At 63.7% G+C, this 13,613-nt stretch carries 17 protein-coding genes and 3 tRNA genes; 8 read left to right on the top strand and 12 right to left on the bottom strand.

Annotation, left to right across the window (positions count from 1 at the left end):
- The 5 genes from ACTWJ5_RS05260 (at window position 1) to ACTWJ5_RS05240 (ending at window position 2,506) form a co-directional block, all read left to right on the top strand.
- A complete protein-coding gene (locus tag ACTWJ5_RS05260; protein ID WP_444437644.1) occupies window positions 1–873 on the top strand; it encodes a prepilin peptidase in 873 nt (290 codons plus the stop codon).
- A gap of 73 nt (window positions 874–946) precedes the next feature.
- A complete protein-coding gene (gene coaE / locus ACTWJ5_RS05255) occupies window positions 947–1,555 on the top strand; it encodes a dephospho-CoA kinase (RefSeq protein WP_444437642.1) in 609 nt (202 codons plus the stop codon).
- Window positions 1,552–1,761, top strand: a complete 210-nt coding sequence (gene yacG, locus ACTWJ5_RS05250) for a DNA gyrase inhibitor YacG (protein ID WP_043272268.1) — start codon at window positions 1,552–1,554, stop codon at window positions 1,759–1,761. Before coaE ends, yacG begins: the two co-directional genes overlap by 4 nt.
- Window positions 1,762–2,036: 275 nt before the next feature.
- Window positions 2,037–2,231: a type II toxin-antitoxin system RelB family antitoxin gene (gene relB, locus ACTWJ5_RS05245; protein ID WP_444437641.1), complete on the top strand. Its 195-nt coding sequence runs from the start codon at window positions 2,037–2,039 to the stop codon at window positions 2,229–2,231.
- Window positions 2,231–2,506 (top strand): type II toxin-antitoxin system RelE/ParE family toxin, encoded by a 276-nt coding sequence (locus ACTWJ5_RS05240; RefSeq protein ID WP_116422667.1) that lies wholly within the window; start codon window positions 2,231–2,233, stop codon window positions 2,504–2,506. The genes relB and ACTWJ5_RS05240 overlap by 1 nt, the downstream gene beginning before the upstream one ends.
- Window positions 2,507–2,512: 6 nt before the next feature.
- Here the strand turns inward: ACTWJ5_RS05240 and ACTWJ5_RS05235 are convergent, their stop codons facing one another.
- The 4 genes from ACTWJ5_RS05235 to ACTWJ5_RS05220 form a co-directional block, all read right to left on the bottom strand.
- Complete coding sequence (locus ACTWJ5_RS05235) at window positions 2,513–2,728, bottom strand: hypothetical protein (protein WP_444437638.1); 216 nt, start codon at window positions 2,726–2,728, stop codon at window positions 2,513–2,515.
- A gap of 107 nt (window positions 2,729–2,835) precedes the next feature.
- Window positions 2,836–3,552 (bottom strand): energy-coupling factor ABC transporter permease, encoded by a 717-nt coding sequence (locus ACTWJ5_RS05230; protein ID WP_444437636.1) that lies wholly within the window; start codon window positions 3,550–3,552, stop codon window positions 2,836–2,838.
- Window positions 3,549–4,019 carry an FAD/FMN-containing dehydrogenase gene (locus ACTWJ5_RS05225; protein ID WP_444437634.1) on the bottom strand — a complete coding sequence of 157 codons (471 nt, stop codon included), beginning with the start codon at window positions 4,017–4,019 and terminating at the stop codon, window positions 3,549–3,551. Before ACTWJ5_RS05225 ends, ACTWJ5_RS05230 begins: the two co-directional genes overlap by 4 nt.
- Window positions 4,020–4,022: 3 nt before the next feature.
- A complete protein-coding gene (locus ACTWJ5_RS05220; RefSeq protein ID WP_074977488.1) occupies window positions 4,023–4,439 on the bottom strand; it encodes a GNAT family N-acetyltransferase in 417 nt (138 codons plus the stop codon).
- Window positions 4,440–4,571: 132 nt separating this feature from the next.
- On the opposite strand from ACTWJ5_RS05220, the gene ACTWJ5_RS05215 reads away from it, so the two are divergent.
- The 3 genes from ACTWJ5_RS05215 (at window position 4,572) to ACTWJ5_RS05205 (ending at window position 6,789) form a co-directional block, all read left to right on the top strand.
- Complete coding sequence (locus tag ACTWJ5_RS05215; protein ID WP_444437632.1) at window positions 4,572–5,201, top strand: DUF1780 domain-containing protein; 630 nt, start codon at window positions 4,572–4,574, stop codon at window positions 5,199–5,201.
- A gap of 69 nt (window positions 5,202–5,270) precedes the next feature.
- A complete protein-coding gene (locus ACTWJ5_RS05210; RefSeq protein ID WP_009617611.1) occupies window positions 5,271–5,444 on the top strand; it encodes a DUF3094 family protein in 174 nt (57 codons plus the stop codon).
- A gap of 46 nt (window positions 5,445–5,490) precedes the next feature.
- Window positions 5,491–6,789 carry an NAD(P)/FAD-dependent oxidoreductase gene (locus ACTWJ5_RS05205; RefSeq protein WP_444437630.1) on the top strand — a complete coding sequence of 433 codons (1,299 nt, stop codon included), beginning with the start codon at window positions 5,491–5,493 and terminating at the stop codon, window positions 6,787–6,789.
- A gap of 383 nt (window positions 6,790–7,172) precedes the next feature.
- Here the strand turns inward: ACTWJ5_RS05205 and cyoE are convergent, their stop codons facing one another.
- The 8 genes from cyoE to ACTWJ5_RS05165 form a co-directional block, all read right to left on the bottom strand.
- Complete coding sequence (gene cyoE / locus ACTWJ5_RS05200; protein ID WP_043272262.1) at window positions 7,173–8,060, bottom strand: heme o synthase; 888 nt, start codon at window positions 8,058–8,060, stop codon at window positions 7,173–7,175.
- A gap of 10 nt (window positions 8,061–8,070) precedes the next feature.
- Window positions 8,071–8,409: a cytochrome o ubiquinol oxidase subunit IV gene (gene cyoD / locus ACTWJ5_RS05195; protein ID WP_009617607.1), complete on the bottom strand. Its 339-nt coding sequence runs from the start codon at window positions 8,407–8,409 to the stop codon at window positions 8,071–8,073.
- Window positions 8,409–9,038 carry a cytochrome o ubiquinol oxidase subunit III gene (gene cyoC / locus ACTWJ5_RS05190; RefSeq protein ID WP_009617605.1) on the bottom strand — a complete coding sequence of 210 codons (630 nt, stop codon included), beginning with the start codon at window positions 9,036–9,038 and terminating at the stop codon, window positions 8,409–8,411. The genes cyoD and cyoC overlap by 1 nt, the downstream gene beginning before the upstream one ends.
- A gap of 3 nt (window positions 9,039–9,041) precedes the next feature.
- Window positions 9,042–11,018, bottom strand: coding sequence for a cytochrome o ubiquinol oxidase subunit I (cyoB, locus tag ACTWJ5_RS05185; RefSeq protein ID WP_444437628.1), 1,977 nt, complete (start codon window positions 11,016–11,018; stop codon window positions 9,042–9,044).
- Window positions 11,019–11,026: 8 nt separating this feature from the next.
- Window positions 11,027–11,953, bottom strand: coding sequence for a ubiquinol oxidase subunit II (cyoA, locus tag ACTWJ5_RS05180; RefSeq protein ID WP_009617601.1), 927 nt, complete (start codon window positions 11,951–11,953; stop codon window positions 11,027–11,029).
- A gap of 1,335 nt (window positions 11,954–13,288) precedes the next feature.
- Window positions 13,289–13,364, bottom strand: a tRNA-Lys gene (locus tag ACTWJ5_RS05175).
- 6 nt (window positions 13,365–13,370) lie between these two features.
- Window positions 13,371–13,447: transfer RNA gene (locus tag ACTWJ5_RS05170), tRNA-Pro, on the bottom strand.
- A 9-nt stretch (window positions 13,448–13,456) separates the two neighbouring features.
- Window positions 13,457–13,532 (bottom strand) — tRNA-Asn (locus ACTWJ5_RS05165).
- Window positions 13,533–13,613 lie beyond the last annotated feature (81 nt).

Here is a 13,613-nt window from a genome sequence, read left to right as displayed (position 1 = left end):
ATGCCTGTACTCGACTTCCTGGCCAGCCACGCGCTGGCCTTTGTTTTATGCGCTGCCCTGCTCGGTCTGTTGATCGGCAGCTTCCTCAACGTGGTCATTCACCGCCTGCCGAAGATGATGGAGCTGGAATGGCAACAGCAGGCGCGTGATGCGCTTTCCCTGCCCCAGCCTGAGCAAAAGGCCACCTACAACCTGGTCCTGCCCAACTCCCAGTGCCCTCATTGCGGCCATGAGATCCATGCCTGGGAGAACATCCCCGTAGTCAGCTACCTGGCCCTACGCGGCAAGTGCTCGGCCTGCAAGGCGCCGATCAGTGCGCGTTATCCGCTGGTCGAGCTGGCCACCGCCCTGCTCTCCGGTTTCGTTGCCTGGCACTTCGGCTTTACCTGGCAGGCCGGGGCCATGCTGTTGCTGACCTGGGGGCTGTTGGCCATGAGCATGATCGACGTCGACCACCAGTTGTTGCCGGATGCGCTGGTGCTGCCGCTGCTCTGGCTGGGGTTGATCGTCAATTACTTCGGGCTTTTTGCCAGCCTGGGCGATGCGCTCTGGGGCGCGGTGTTCGGTTACCTGAGCCTGTGGTCGGTGTACTGGTTGTTCAAGCTGCTGACCGGCAAGGAAGGCATGGGTTATGGCGACTTCAAGCTGCTGGCCATGCTCGGTGCCTGGGGTGGCTGGCAGGTGTTGCCGCTGACCATTCTGTTCTCGTCCCTGGTCGGGGCCGTGCTGGGCGTCATTCTGCTGCGCCTGCGCAATGCCGAGACCAGCACGCCGATCCCCTTCGGGCCCTATCTGGCCATCGCCGGCTGGATTGCGCTGCTCTGGGGTGATCAAATAACCACTACCTATCTGCAGTTCGCCGGTTTCCGGTAGCTCCTGCTCGAACGCTGGCTCGCCTGTGCCCCTACGTTCGCGGGGCGACGGGGAGCCTGGCGCGAGGAGTACGATGAAATCCTGGATTCTTGGCCTCACCGGCGGCATCGGCAGCGGCAAGAGCGCCGCCGCCGCCCACTTCGCCAACCTCGGCGTGCACATGGTGGATGCCGACCATGCCGCGCGCTGGGTCGTCGAGCCCGGCCGGCCGGCGCTGGCGAGCATCGTGGAGCGCTTCGGCGAAGCCATGCTGCAGCCCGACGGCACCTTGAACCGCGCCGCCCTGCGCGAGCGCATCTTCCAGTCCGCGGAGGAGCGCCGTTGGCTGGAGCAGTTGCTGCACCCGCTGATCGGCCAGGAGATCGCCAGCAACCTGGCGCAGGCCGAGTCGCCCTATGCCATCCTGGTTTCGCCGTTGCTGGTGGAATCCGGGCAGCACCGCATGTCCCAGCGGGTACTGGTGGTGGATACGCCCGAACACCTGCAGCTGGAGCGCACCGTGCGCCGGGACAACGTTTCCGAGGAACAGGTGCGCGCCATTCTGCAGGCGCAGGCGCAGCGCGACGACCGCCTCAAGCATGCCGATGACATACTGCTGAACGACCGCGATCTCGGCCACCTGCAGCGCGAAGTGGAGCGCCTGCACGACTTTTATCTCAGCCTGCGCGGAGGACGCCCATGAGCCAGCCCCTGACCGTTGAATGCCCGACCTGCGGCGCCCCGGTGGAGTGGAGTGCCAAGAGCCTCTACCGCCCCTTCTGTTCCGAGCGCTGCAAGCTCATCGACCTGGGCGCCTGGGCCGCCGAGGAGCATGCGATTCCCGGCAATGACCTGGAGGACGATGTGTTCTCCGGGGAGTTGGATGCCCCACCACTGCGGGGGCATTGAGGGTTCGCGAGGTGGGATGGGCCGGCCTGTTGGCCGGCATCGCGGATGAATCCGCTCCTACACCTTCCGGCAAAACACCCCGTAGGATGGTGTTGAGCGAAGCGACACCCATCACCCCGGCCGCATGGGTTTCGCAAGCTCAACCCATCCTACAAAGAGCATCTCGGCGCAGTCGGTAAAACTGTTGCTCCTACGAACCAACCAGAGATTTCACGGTTGCGCCCTGGTCCACACCGGGGTGTAAACTGACAAGAATCGCAGCAGAGGCCCGGATCATGAGCGCCCGACTTTCCCCCATCGTCTCCGAGTTCGAAACCCCGGAGCAGGCAGCCAGCCATGATCGCTGGGTCCGCCAGAAGGTGCAGAAGTCCCTCACGGACAACCAACCGGGGCGCCCCCATGATGAGGTAATGGCCGACATGGACAGCATCATTGCCCAGGCCGAAGCCAGGCACCAGGGCAACGACTAGTGCTATCGATCATCTGGCGCAGGAGCGCCAGTGATGACCTCGCGACCATTCTCGTCTATATAGCCAACGAAGATCCCCAAGCAGCGAGGCGCCTCAAGGAACGAGTGGAGTCTGCCGTGCTGCCATTGGCCCAGCATCCCTACCTTTACCGTCATGGACGAGTACCCGGCACACGAGAAGTCGTGGTCCATCCCAACTACATCCTGGTCTACCGGATCGACGCTGAATGCATCGAGGTCATCAGCGTCCTGCATTCGCGCCAGGAATATCCCTGATCGTCTTCACGGCCGCATGAACGCGTAGTCCCGATCCTCGTCGAGGTTGTCGGCGAGGAAGTGCAGTTCGTGCGCCAGGTCTTCTTGCGTGCGGACCTGGGCGTTGGCCCGCACCACCGAGCTGAGCAGGGCGCGCAGTACCAGGTGCGTGTCCATGCCTGCCGCTTCGGCTTCCAGCAGCAGTTCGTGAAGACGTTGTTCGGCCCAACTGTGAATACTCATGCCGTTCTCCATTGCTGTGGGGCAGCAGAGTGTCCCGGCGTAGCGGTTGTGGCGAACTGACCTGGATCAATCCGAGGAAAGGGATGACAGCGGCGAATTGGCTGTCATCAATGCGGGTCATCCTCGTCGTTCTTGCCCTCTTCCTTCTTCTCTTCCTTCCAGGGCGCCTGCAGGTAGCGGGTGCGGTTGAAGGTTTCCAGCCAGTCCGGGTAGAACACCACCAGGCCGGTAACCACGGTGCCGTTGATGAAGGCCTCGGGGAACATGATCAGCCACAGGTAACCGATGAAGTCGTCCAGCCAGGGCGGCATCGGGAAGATGCCGTCGGCCCACAGCAGGCCCAGGCCCAGCAGCATGCAGCACAGGGCCGCCAGCGCCGCGGGGAAGAAGCCCGAGCAGAAGATGTAGACGAACAGGTTGCGTGGCTGGCGGCGCTCGACGAACAGCGCGGCCATTTCGGTGATGAACACCGGCACCAGCACCAGAAGCACGCCGTTGACGCCGATCGCCACCCAGTCCTGGCGCCCCAGCAGGCACAGGCCGAGCTGCGCCACCAGGCCAACGAGCAGCGCCAGCGGCCAGTCCAGCAGCAGGGTCACCGCAGTCATGCCGATGAAGTGGAAGGACAGGCCCGAGGCGAAGTCCCGGCGCACCAGCCACAGCAGGAACAACGCCAGCATGGTGCCGAACACCAGGTGTTGGCGGCGGAAGTCGCTGACCATTTCCACCCAGGGTGCGCGCCACGCAGCGAGCGCCAGAGCGGGCAGGTAGATCGCCCAGCCCAGGGCCAGGCTCTCTTCCGAGAGCAACTGTGCAGCTATCACGGGCCGGCCTGCTCCAGCGCCTCACGCAACGCGGGCGCCGAGGTATAGGCCTGGCTGGCGACCACCCTGCCCTGCTGCAGGCTTATCCACAGCACGCTGTCTTCCGGCACCTGGAAGTGGCTGGCCACCCGCGGTTCGCGGTCGAGCAGCACGCGGTAGTTGTAGTCGCGCATGGCCGGCACGGCGAACATCTTGGAGATCAGCGAGGGCATGCGGCTGATGTCGGCGACGAAGACCGCGTGGCGTTGCTCCAGGTAACCCTGCGGGCGGCCCTCCAATGCGGCCTTCACCAGCTTGCCGCCGGCCATGTCGCGCGCCACCAGCAGGACCTTCAGGTCATCGTTCTGGGTGTAGGACTTGTCGTACTGGTCGAGCAGCGTCCAGCCCGCCGGGGCACCCGCCTCGCCGGCGGCCACGGCCAACAGCGGGACCAGGGACAGCAACAGTGCGACGCAGACTCTTCTCATTACTCAGACTCCGGCGGAATAGATCAGGATGTCGTCGCGCCGCCCCCAGTCGGCCTGGCCCTCCCAGAAGGCCAGCGCTTCGGGGGCGTCGCGCAGGACGAAGACATGGGACTTGCCGATGCCCAGCCGCGCCAGGCGTGCCAGGGCCTCGTCGAGCATCCGCCGGGCCAGCCCACGGCCGCGGTAGGGCGCGTCCACCACCAGGTGCTGCAGGTAGCCGCGGCGGCCGTCATGGCCGACCAGCAGGCTGCCGATCAGCGCACCCTCGGCCTCCAGCACCAGGCTGAGGTCGGGGTTGCGCGCGAGGTAGGCGGCGAAGGGTTCGAATTCGTCATCGCTGCGTAGTTGGATGCCCGGCGTGCGTTCCCAGAGGGCGATGAGCCGCGGGTGATCGGCGGTCGAGGCGCTGCGCAGGAACATGCTGAAGGGCTCCGGGGAAGGATCGCCACAGTGTACACAGGGCGCCGCCGATTCCACCGCTTTTGCCCAGCCGTGGGGTGAGGCGTCATGTCGCAGCGGGACCGAAGCGCCAGCAGCGGCTAAGCTGTTGATATGAATGAAACCGATTACCTGCACCTGCTCCGGCGCCAGGCGGAACTGGCCAATGAGTTCCTCTCCAACGCGCGCAAGTGGGACCGGGAGTGCTGGGCCTGCGAGCGCCTGCTGCAGACGCTCAAGGTGCCCTTTCGCCAGGACGAGTTCATCGCGCCGGAACAGCAGCCGCCGGACGTGCTGTTCCGCGATGCCTGTGTCGAGGTGTTCTTCGTCCTCGACGAGGGCCGCCGGCTCAACGAGGAATGGCGCGACGAGCTGCAGCGCCGGCGCCTGGCTCAGAGCCTGCGCCAGTTGATCCGCCGCGAACAGAAGCCCAGGCGGATCAACTGCGCCGAACTGCAGCGGCGCCTGGCGCCGACCCTGCGCAAGAAGGCGCACAACTACAGCGAGCGCGGCATCGACCCGGGCGAGCTGGACCTGCTCGCCTTCGTCAGCCTCAAGCGCGAAACGCCGGACTTCAACACCCCTTTTCCGCCGCCCACCGAGTTCCTGCGCCAGGGCTGGCGTTCGCTGTCGCTGGTGGGGCCGAACTTCGCCCGGGTGATCTTCGCCCACGACGACGCCCCGGACTTCCTGCGCGACCAGCTCGGCCGCGTGGTGCTGCTGGACAACGGTGTCGGGCTCTGACCGCCGGGTCGGATTGAGCGCGAGCCAACAGCCGACTAGAATGCTCGGCATTAGAAACGGAGGCCGCCCATGCCCAGTCGCTTGAGCCCCGAAGACCAGCAGAAGGTCGAGCAGTACCTCAGCTCGCCCGTTCACCAAGTCGAGCGTGCACCTTTCAAGCCCTGGCTGATGATGGCCGGGCTCACCCTCGTGGTCATCGTCCTGGGACTGCTCAGCCGCCTCCTGGCCTACCTCGCGCATTAGCAGCGCCGCCGGCCCGCACAGGATTCCCTAGCTATGAGTACGTCCCATGTCCCATCGTATCGTGATCGTCGGCGGCGGCGCCGGCGGGCTGGAGCTCGCGACCCGTCTCGGCCGCACCCTGGGTAAGAAGGGCCGCGCCCAGGTCACCCTGGTCGACGCCAACCTCACCCACATCTGGAAACCCCTGCTGCACGAAGTGGCCGCCGGCTCGCTCAACTCCTCGGAGGATGAGCTGAACTACGTCGCCCAGGCGAAATGGAACCACTTCCAGTTCCAGCTCGGCCGGATGAGCGGGCTGGACCGCGCGACCAAACGCATCCAGCTGGCCGCCACCCTCGATGAGGACGGCCGCGAGCTGCTGCCGGCGCGCACCCTGAACTACGACACCCTGGTCCTGGCCATCGGCAGTACCACCAACGACTTCGGCACCGCCGGGGCCGCGCAGCACTGCATCTTCCTGGACACCCGCGAGCAGGCCGAGCGCTTCCACAAACAGCTGCTCACCCACTACCTGCGCGCCCATGCGCGCCAGGGCGAGGACGACCAGATCAGCGTGGCCATCGTCGGCGCCGGCGCCACCGGCGTCGAGCTGTCGGCCGAGCTGCACCATGCCGCGCAGGAACTGGCCGCCTACGGGCTGACCGGCATCCAGCCGGAGAACATGCGCATCACCCTGATCGAGGCCGGCCCGCGGGTGCTGCCGGCGCTGCCCGAGCGCATCAGCCAGCCGGTGCACAGCACCCTGGAGAAGCTCGGCGTGCGGGTGATGGTCGGCTCGCCGGTCAGCGAGGTGACCGCCGAGGGCCTGAAGACCGCCAGCGGCGAGTTCATCCCCGCCAGCCTCAAGGTCTGGGCCGCCGGTATCCGTGCCTCCAGCCTACTGAAGGACCTGGATGGCCTGGAGAGCAACCGCATCAACCAGTTGGTGGTGCGTTCGACCCTGCAGACCACCCGCGACGAGAACATCTTCGCCTTCGGCGACTGCGCGGCTTGCCCGCTCGGCGACGGCAGCGAACGCAACGTGCCGCCCCGCGCCCAGGCCGCGCACCAGCAGGCCTCGCTGCTGGCCAAGTCGCTGGTGGCGCGCCTGGACGGCAAGCCGCTGCTGGAGTACCACTACACCGACTACGGCTCGCTGATCTCGCTGTCGCGTTTCAGCGCCGTGGGCAACCTCATGGGCAACCTGATGGGCAGCGTGAAGCTGGAAGGCTGGCTGGCGCGGATGTTCTACATCTCGCTGTACCGCATGCACCAGATGGCGCTGTACGGCGTGACGCGCACGGCGCTGATGATGATCGGCGACCGCATCGGGCGCAGCACCGAGCCGCGGTTGAAGTTGCATTGACGCGCCGGGAAACGGCGGATAACCGCGAACGGTTATGCGCCCTACGCCGAGGCGCCTTTCGTAGGATGGGTTGAGTTTACGAAACCCATGCGGTCGCAGTGATGGGTATCGCTTCGCTCAACCCATCCTACGCCAGGGGGCCCGTACGCCTGTAGGAGCGGATTCATCCGCGATCCGCCCCGTGCTCCCTGTAGGAGCGGGCCCTGCCCGCGATTCGCGCGCAGGGCGCGCTCCTACAGGAGGGTTCGGCGGTGGGTCTATTGTTCGCGAGCAAGCTCGCTCCTACGAAAAGCCGTGCCCGTCCGCACCGTATCGTCCGCGATGTTTTTCCAGGCATGAAAAAGCCGCCCCTCGGGGCGGCTTTTTCGTACCACTGGTTTGCCTTAGAGCGCGGCGACCAGCGCCGGGGCCGGGAGGCCCTGGAAGTCGATCGACATCATCAGGCTCAGCACGCTGATGGCGATGATGGAGAACGCGAACAGCTTGCGTGCCCACAGGCGATCGTCTTCGGCGCGGAAGCCCGACACGGCGATGAACAGCCACCAGGCGCTGACCGCCAGGGCCACCACCAGGTAACCGTAGCCGGCGAAGCCGGTCACGGTCAGCAGCAGGGTGGCGGCGCCGAAGGCCAGCACGTAGTAGAGGATCTGCCGCTTGGTCGCTTCGATGCCACGCGCCACCGGCCACACCGGGATACCCGCCGCCTTGTAGTCGTTCAGGCGGAAGATGGCGATGGCGTAGGAGTGCGGCATCTGCCACAGGCAGAAGATCAGCAGCAGCACCGCGGCGCCCATGTCGAAGTGACCGGCCGCGGCGCAGTAGCCCACTACCGGCGGCATGGCCCCGGAGAGGCTGCCCACCAGGGTGCCGTAGATCGAGGTGCGCTTGAGCCACAGGCTGTAGAAGCCGACGTAGACCACGAAGCCGAACGCCGCCATCAGGGTCGCCTGCAGGTTGGTCTTCCACAGCAGCAGGCCGAAGCCGGCCAGGCCGAGCACCACACCGTGGGCCAGGGCGGCCTTCAGCGAGATCTGCCCGGTCACGGTCACGCGGCCGCGGGTCCGCTCCATGTGGCGGTCGATGTCGCGGTCGATGCAGTTGTTCAGCACGCACCCGCTGGCCACCACCAGCGACAGCCCGATCACCGTCGCCAGCAGCAGCATCGGGTCGACACTGCCGCGCGCGGCGAGGAAGAAGCCCCCCGCCACGGCGATCAGGTTGCCGAAGATGATGCCCGGCTTGGTCACCAGGAGATAACGCTTCAGCTTCACGTCGTCAGCCTCAGTTCACCATCGGCATCATCAGGCCATCGGCGCTGAAGATGATCCACAGCGACAGGCCCACCACCAGCAGGATGACGATCACCGTGAAGATGAACGCCATCACGTTCCAGCGGCCTTCCGAGGACATGTTCATGTGCAGGAAGCACACCAGGTGCACCACCACCTGCACCAGGCCAAGGATGACCATGGTGAGGATGGTCGCGTGGCGGGTGAAACCACCGTCCATGACCATGTAGAACGGAATCGCGGTGAGGATGATCGACAGCACGAAACCGATTGCGTAGGAACCCAGGCTGCCGTGGCCGGCGCCGTGGTTGTCGTGTGCAGCGGCGCTCATTACACGGCCCCCATCAGGTAGACGACTGTGAATACGCAGATCCAGACGATGTCCAGGAAGTGCCAGAACAGGCTCAGGCACATCATGCGGGTGTTGGTCTGCGCGGTCAGGCCACGGCTGCCGATCTGCGCCATCAGCACCAGCATCCACAGCAGGCCGGCGGTCACGTGCAGGCCGTGCATGCCGACCAGGGTGAAGAAGGACGACAGGAACGCGCTGCGGCTCGGGCCGAAGCCTTCGACGATCAGGTGATGGAACTCGTTGACTTCCATCGCGATGAACGCGGCGCCGCAGAGGAAGGTCACGCCCAGCCAGGCGATGGCCTTGGCCTTGGCGCCCTTGTGCGCGGCCAGCATGGCCAGGCCGTAGGTGCAACTGGAGATCAGCAGGATCGCGGTTTCGACGGCCACGTAGGGCAGTTCGAAGATGTCCTTGCCGCTGGGGCCGCCGGCCGTATGGCCGACGAGCACAGCGTAGGTGGCGAAGACACTGGCGAACAGGATGCAGTCGGTCATCAGGTACAGCCAGAAGCCGAAGACCGTCATGCCACCCGCGTCGTGGTGTTCGTGATCGTGGTCATGCCCCGCTTCGTGGGCGACCGAGTGTTTGCTCAATACTGCCGTAGACATGGATCAGACCTGTTTGGCGAGTTGCTGGAAGTGGCGGTTCTCGATGCGCTCGATCTCGTCCGGCTGGACGTAGTAGTCCAGGTCGGTGACGTAGCTGCGCACGATGACGGAGGCGATCATGCCGACGAAGCCGATGCCCGCGAGCCACCAGATGTGCCAGATCGCAGCGAAGCCGAAGATGAAGGCGAACAGCGCGATGGAGAAGCCAGCGGCGGTGTTCTTCGGCATGTGGATCGGCTTGTACGAGGCCGGGGCCTGGTAGGCGCGACCGTTCTGCTTCATTTCGTGGAAGGCGTCGACATCACGCACCACCGGCAGCTCGGCGAAGTTGTAGTACGGCGGCGGCGAGGAAGTGGACCATTCCAGGGTACGGCCGCCCCACGGGTCGCCGGTCACGTCGGCCAGTTGCTTGCGGTTCTTGATGGAGACGAACAGCTGGATCAGCTGGCTGAGGATGCCGAACAGGATCAGCACGGCGCCGAAGAACGCCACCACCAGGTACGGCTTCCACAGCGGGTTGTCGTAGTGGTTCAGGCGACGGGTCATGCCCATGAAGCCGAGGATGTACAGCGGCATGAAGGCCATGTAGAAGCCGACCAGCCAGCACCAGAAGGAACGCTTGCCCCACTTCTCGTCCAGCTTGAAGCCGAAGGCTTTCGGGAACCAGAAGACGAAGCCGGCCAGGTAGCCGAACACCGCACCACCGATGATGGTGTTGTGGAAGTGAGCGATCAGGAACAGGCTGTTGTGCAGCAGGAAGTCAGCACCCGGAATAGCCAGCAGAACGCCGGTCATGCCACCGATGGTGAAGGTGATCATGAAGCCCAGGGTCCACAGGATCGGGGTGTCGAAGCGCAGGCGGCCACGGTAGATGGTGAACAGCCAGTTGAACAGCTTCACCCCGGTGGGGATGGAGATCAGCATGGTCGCAACGCCGAAGAAGCCGTTGACGTCGCCGCCCGAACCCATGGTGAAGAAGTGGTGCAGCCACACGGTGAAGCCGAGGAAGGTGATCGCGGCGCTCGCCCACACCATCGAGGTGTAGCCGAACATGCGCTTGCCGGCGAAGGTGGCGGTGACTTCGGAGAAGATACCGAAGGCCGGCAGGATCAGGATGTACACCTCAGGATGGCCCCAGGCCCAGAAGAGGTTGATGTACATCATGGCGTTGCCGCCGAGCTCGTTGGTGAAGAAGTGCATGTCCAGGTAGCGGTCCAGCGACAGCAGGCCCAGGGCCGCGGTCAGGATCGGGAAGGACGCGACGATCAGGATGTTGGCGAAGGTGCAGGTCCAGGTGAAGATCGGCATCTGCATCAGCTTCATGCCCGGGGTGCGCATCTTGAACACGGTGACCAGGAAGTTGATACCGGTCAGCAGCGTACCCATGCCGGATATCTGCAAGGCCCAGATGTAATAGTCCACACCCACGCCCGGGCTGTAGGCCAGCTCGGACAGCGGCGGGTAGGCCACCCAGCCGGTACGGGCGAATTCGCCCAGGCCCAGGGACACGTTGACCAGCATCGCACTGACCACCAGCAGCCAGAAGCTGAGGGAGTTCAGGAACGGGAAGGCCACGTCGCGGGCGCCGATCTGCAGCGGCACGGCCAGGTTCATCAGGCCGGTCATGAAGGGCATGGCCATGAAGATGATCATGATCATGCCGTGCGCGGTGAAGATCTGGTCGTAGTGCTCAGGCGGCAGGAAGCCGTGGTTGGCGCCTTCGGCCAGGGCCAGCTGGCCGCGCATCATGATGGCGTCGGCGAAGCCGCGCAGCAGCATGATCAGGGCGACGATGATGTACATCACGCCGATCTTCTTGTGGTCGATGGAGGTCAGCCATTCGGTCCACAGGTAGGTCCATTTGCGGTAGTAGGTGATCGCGCCGAAGACGCCGATGCCCAACAGGGCAACGACCGCCAGCGTGATCATGATGATCGGCTCGTGGTAGGGCACGGCCGACAGAGTCAGTTTCCCGAACATCTGCGCGGTTACTCCTGGATACTCGGATTGGATTGCGATTCTGCTTCGCCTTCGGCGTGTTCAGCCTTGCCCTTGCCCATCGCCAGGCCAGCACGCTCGTGCTTGGTCAGGATGTGCTGGAACAGGTCCGGGGTGACCGAGGAGAAGTAGGTAGCCGGAACGTTCTCGCTCGGCTTGGCCAGCTCGGGGAAACCTTCCTCGGTGAGGCCGGCCTGGGCGGACTTGACCTTGGCGACCCAGTCCTGGAAGCCCTGCTCGGAAGTGGCGATGGCCTTGAACTTCATGCCGGAGAAGCCGCTGCCGCTGTAGTTCGCGGAGATGCCGTCGAACACGCCTTCTTCGTTGGCGATCAGGTGCAGCTTGGTCAGCATCCCGGTCATCGAGTAGATCTGGCTACCCAGTTGCGGGATGAAGAAGGAGTTCATCACGGTGTCCGAGGTGATCTGGAAGTTCACCGGGGTGTCTTTCGGGAAAGCGATCTCGTTGACGGTCGCGATGCCCTGTTCCGGATAGATGAACAGCCATTTCCAGTCCAGCGAGACGGCCTGGATGGTGATCGGCTTGACGTCGGAATCCAGCGGGCGATAGGGGTCCAGCTTGTGGGTGGATTCCCAGGTCAGCCAGCCGAGGATGGCGATGATGATGCAAGGCACCAGCCACACCACCACCTCAATGCGGGTGGAGTGCGCCCAGTCGGGCATGTAGGTGGCCTTGGTGTTGGAAGCGCGGTATTTCCAGGCGAATGCCAGGGTCATGACGATGACCGGCACCACCACGAGCAGCATCAGCAGGGTGCAGGTGATGATCAGCGACTTCTCGTCGACGCCGATCTGCCCCTTGGGGTCGAACAGGACCATGTTGCAACCACCCAGCGAGAGCAGGGGGAGCAGCACGGACAATCTCTTCAGGTATCCAGAGTACTGGTCTATTTTCATCTTGCGGCCTTAATGGATGAACATAGCTACACCGCCCATGAGATTTACCCACGCAGGGTTCATGCTCGACGAACTGCCCGCCGCGCCTTCCAAGGCGAGACGTCTTAGTGGATCCATGGGGTAGCGAATCGGCGCTGCAAGAAAACAAGGCAAAAGGAACCCAGCCCGGCTTTCGCGTAGCGAAACCGATCCGTGTGCTGATTCGTTCCGTGTTATTCAGCGTGTTGGCGCCTGCCCTGCCGCTTCCTCGGAAGCCTGCCTGGCCGACACCTGTTCACGAGCGGATTGCCCTACTCGTTGTTGAGCAGAAACCCACCACAGTCAGCCCCTCGTTGTTATTCCAGCACCGCCTGCGGCGGGTGCCTGCCAAGGTTCTGCGACGCTGGAACCGAGGCGCTATGGGGTCAGGAATGGGCGGGCGATATTACAAGACATTTCAGAAACCACTGGCAAGGCCTGATGGTCTCATTTTTAACAAGACATTATCTCGCCAGGGTTAAGAGTGACCGCCGCCACTGCTCGAAAAACGAGCAATTCCCACAGGAAATGCAAGGTTGGAAAAGTGCCTTTCGGAGCCTTCCTGCAGTCATCGCTGAAAGGCCTGGATACTACGGCTGGCGCGGCATCCAGCCGCATCGGAAGGCGCCTTGGCGAGGCGCTTTATAACAGCGCCGCGAGGTTGAAAATGATCTCGATCAAGAGAGCTGGAAACGCCGTCGCAAACGCCCTGCGCAGAGTGCGACACATCGCCGCAGTAAGCGATTCGGGTGGGAAAAGCGTTTCAGATTCTGACTGGCTGGCCGTTTTTGACTGGGCAAAACCCGGCCGGATATGACTGATTTCGCGAAGGGTACAAACGGTGAAAAACATTAGCTCGGCGAAATGACAGCGTGATTGGGTTTGTATTTCAGCGAGGTTTCAGTCGTACCAGCTGACGCTAAAGGGATGGTTCGGCTCTTCGTAGGAGCGAGCTTGCTCGCGAATGGAGGATGCCGGATGACTTGGTGTACATCCTCAAGAGCCCCTCTCCCCAGCCCTCTCCCTGAAGGGAGAGGGGGCTTGTCCGTGTCGAGAGGAGGAATGGTTTCAGCTGGAAACCTTCGGCGCTGCCGGCTAACTCAGGAATACCCACGCACTCCGAACAGTCCCCTCTCCCTTCAGGGAGAGGGGACGGAGTTGAACCCGAGCGCAGAAGTCACCGGCCGGTTCGCGAGCAAGCTCGCTCCTACAAATCCCAGCACCGGCAAACCCCATGCCGAAAAACGAAAAAGCCCGCAATCTCAACGAGACCGCGGGCTTTTCGATTGCCGCTCACCTGGGCGACCGGCTGGAAGATGGTGGGTCGTGTAGGATTCGAACCTACGACCAATTGGTTAAAAGCCAACTGCTCTACCGACTGAGCTAACGACCCTCGATATGGTCGGGGTAGAGAGATTCGAACTCCCGACATCCTGCTCCCAAAGCAGGCGCGCTACCGGACTGCGCTATACCCCGCTTGGAAGTTGGCTCCGCGACCTGGACTCGAACCAGGGACCCAGTGATTAACAGTCACTTGCTCTACCGACTGAGCTATCGCGGAACGACGAGCCTTCCAATCCCTTCTACGTTTCGGCGTTGCCGTTTCCCGTATCAGAGGCGCGCCATTTTACGGGTCTCGAAC

This window comes from Pseudomonas sp. A6 (assembly GCF_052367875.1).
Taxonomy (GTDB): Bacteria; Pseudomonadota; Gammaproteobacteria; order Pseudomonadales; family Pseudomonadaceae; genus Pseudomonas; species Pseudomonas citronellolis.
Note: the sequence above shows the minus strand (reverse complement) of the source record. Positions and strands in the feature narration are given on the sequence as shown.

Coding starts and splice junctions, on each gene's coding strand:
- ACTWJ5_RS05260 (WP_444437644.1), top strand. CDS start 1: ATGCCTGTACTCGACTTCCTGGCCAGCCACGCGCTGGCCTTTGTTTTA.
- coaE (WP_444437642.1), top strand. CDS start 947: ATGAAATCCTGGATTCTTGGCCTCACCGGCGGCATCGGCAGCGGCAAG.
- yacG (WP_043272268.1), top strand. CDS start 1,552: ATGAGCCAGCCCCTGACCGTTGAATGCCCGACCTGCGGCGCCCCGGTG.
- relB (WP_444437641.1), top strand. CDS start 2,037: ATGAGCGCCCGACTTTCCCCCATCGTCTCCGAGTTCGAAACCCCGGAG.
- ACTWJ5_RS05235 (WP_444437638.1), bottom strand. CDS start 2,728: ATGAGTATTCACAGTTGGGCCGAACAACGTCTTCACGAACTGCTGCTG.
- ACTWJ5_RS05225 (WP_444437634.1), bottom strand. CDS start 4,019: ATGAGAAGAGTCTGCGTCGCACTGTTGCTGTCCCTGGTCCCGCTGTTG.
- ACTWJ5_RS05220 (WP_074977488.1), bottom strand. CDS start 4,439: ATGTTCCTGCGCAGCGCCTCGACCGCCGATCACCCGCGGCTCATCGCC.
- ACTWJ5_RS05215 (WP_444437632.1), top strand. CDS start 4,572: ATGAATGAAACCGATTACCTGCACCTGCTCCGGCGCCAGGCGGAACTG.
- ACTWJ5_RS05210 (WP_009617611.1), top strand. CDS start 5,271: ATGCCCAGTCGCTTGAGCCCCGAAGACCAGCAGAAGGTCGAGCAGTAC.
- ACTWJ5_RS05205 (WP_444437630.1), top strand. CDS start 5,491: ATGTCCCATCGTATCGTGATCGTCGGCGGCGGCGCCGGCGGGCTGGAG.
- cyoD (WP_009617607.1), bottom strand. CDS start 8,409: ATGAGCGCCGCTGCACACGACAACCACGGCGCCGGCCACGGCAGCCTG.
- cyoC (WP_009617605.1), bottom strand. CDS start 9,038: ATGTCTACGGCAGTATTGAGCAAACACTCGGTCGCCCACGAAGCGGGG.
- cyoB (WP_444437628.1), bottom strand. CDS start 11,018: ATGTTCGGGAAACTGACTCTGTCGGCCGTGCCCTACCACGAGCCGATC.
- cyoA (WP_009617601.1), bottom strand. CDS start 11,953: ATGAAAATAGACCAGTACTCTGGATACCTGAAGAGATTGTCCGTGCTG.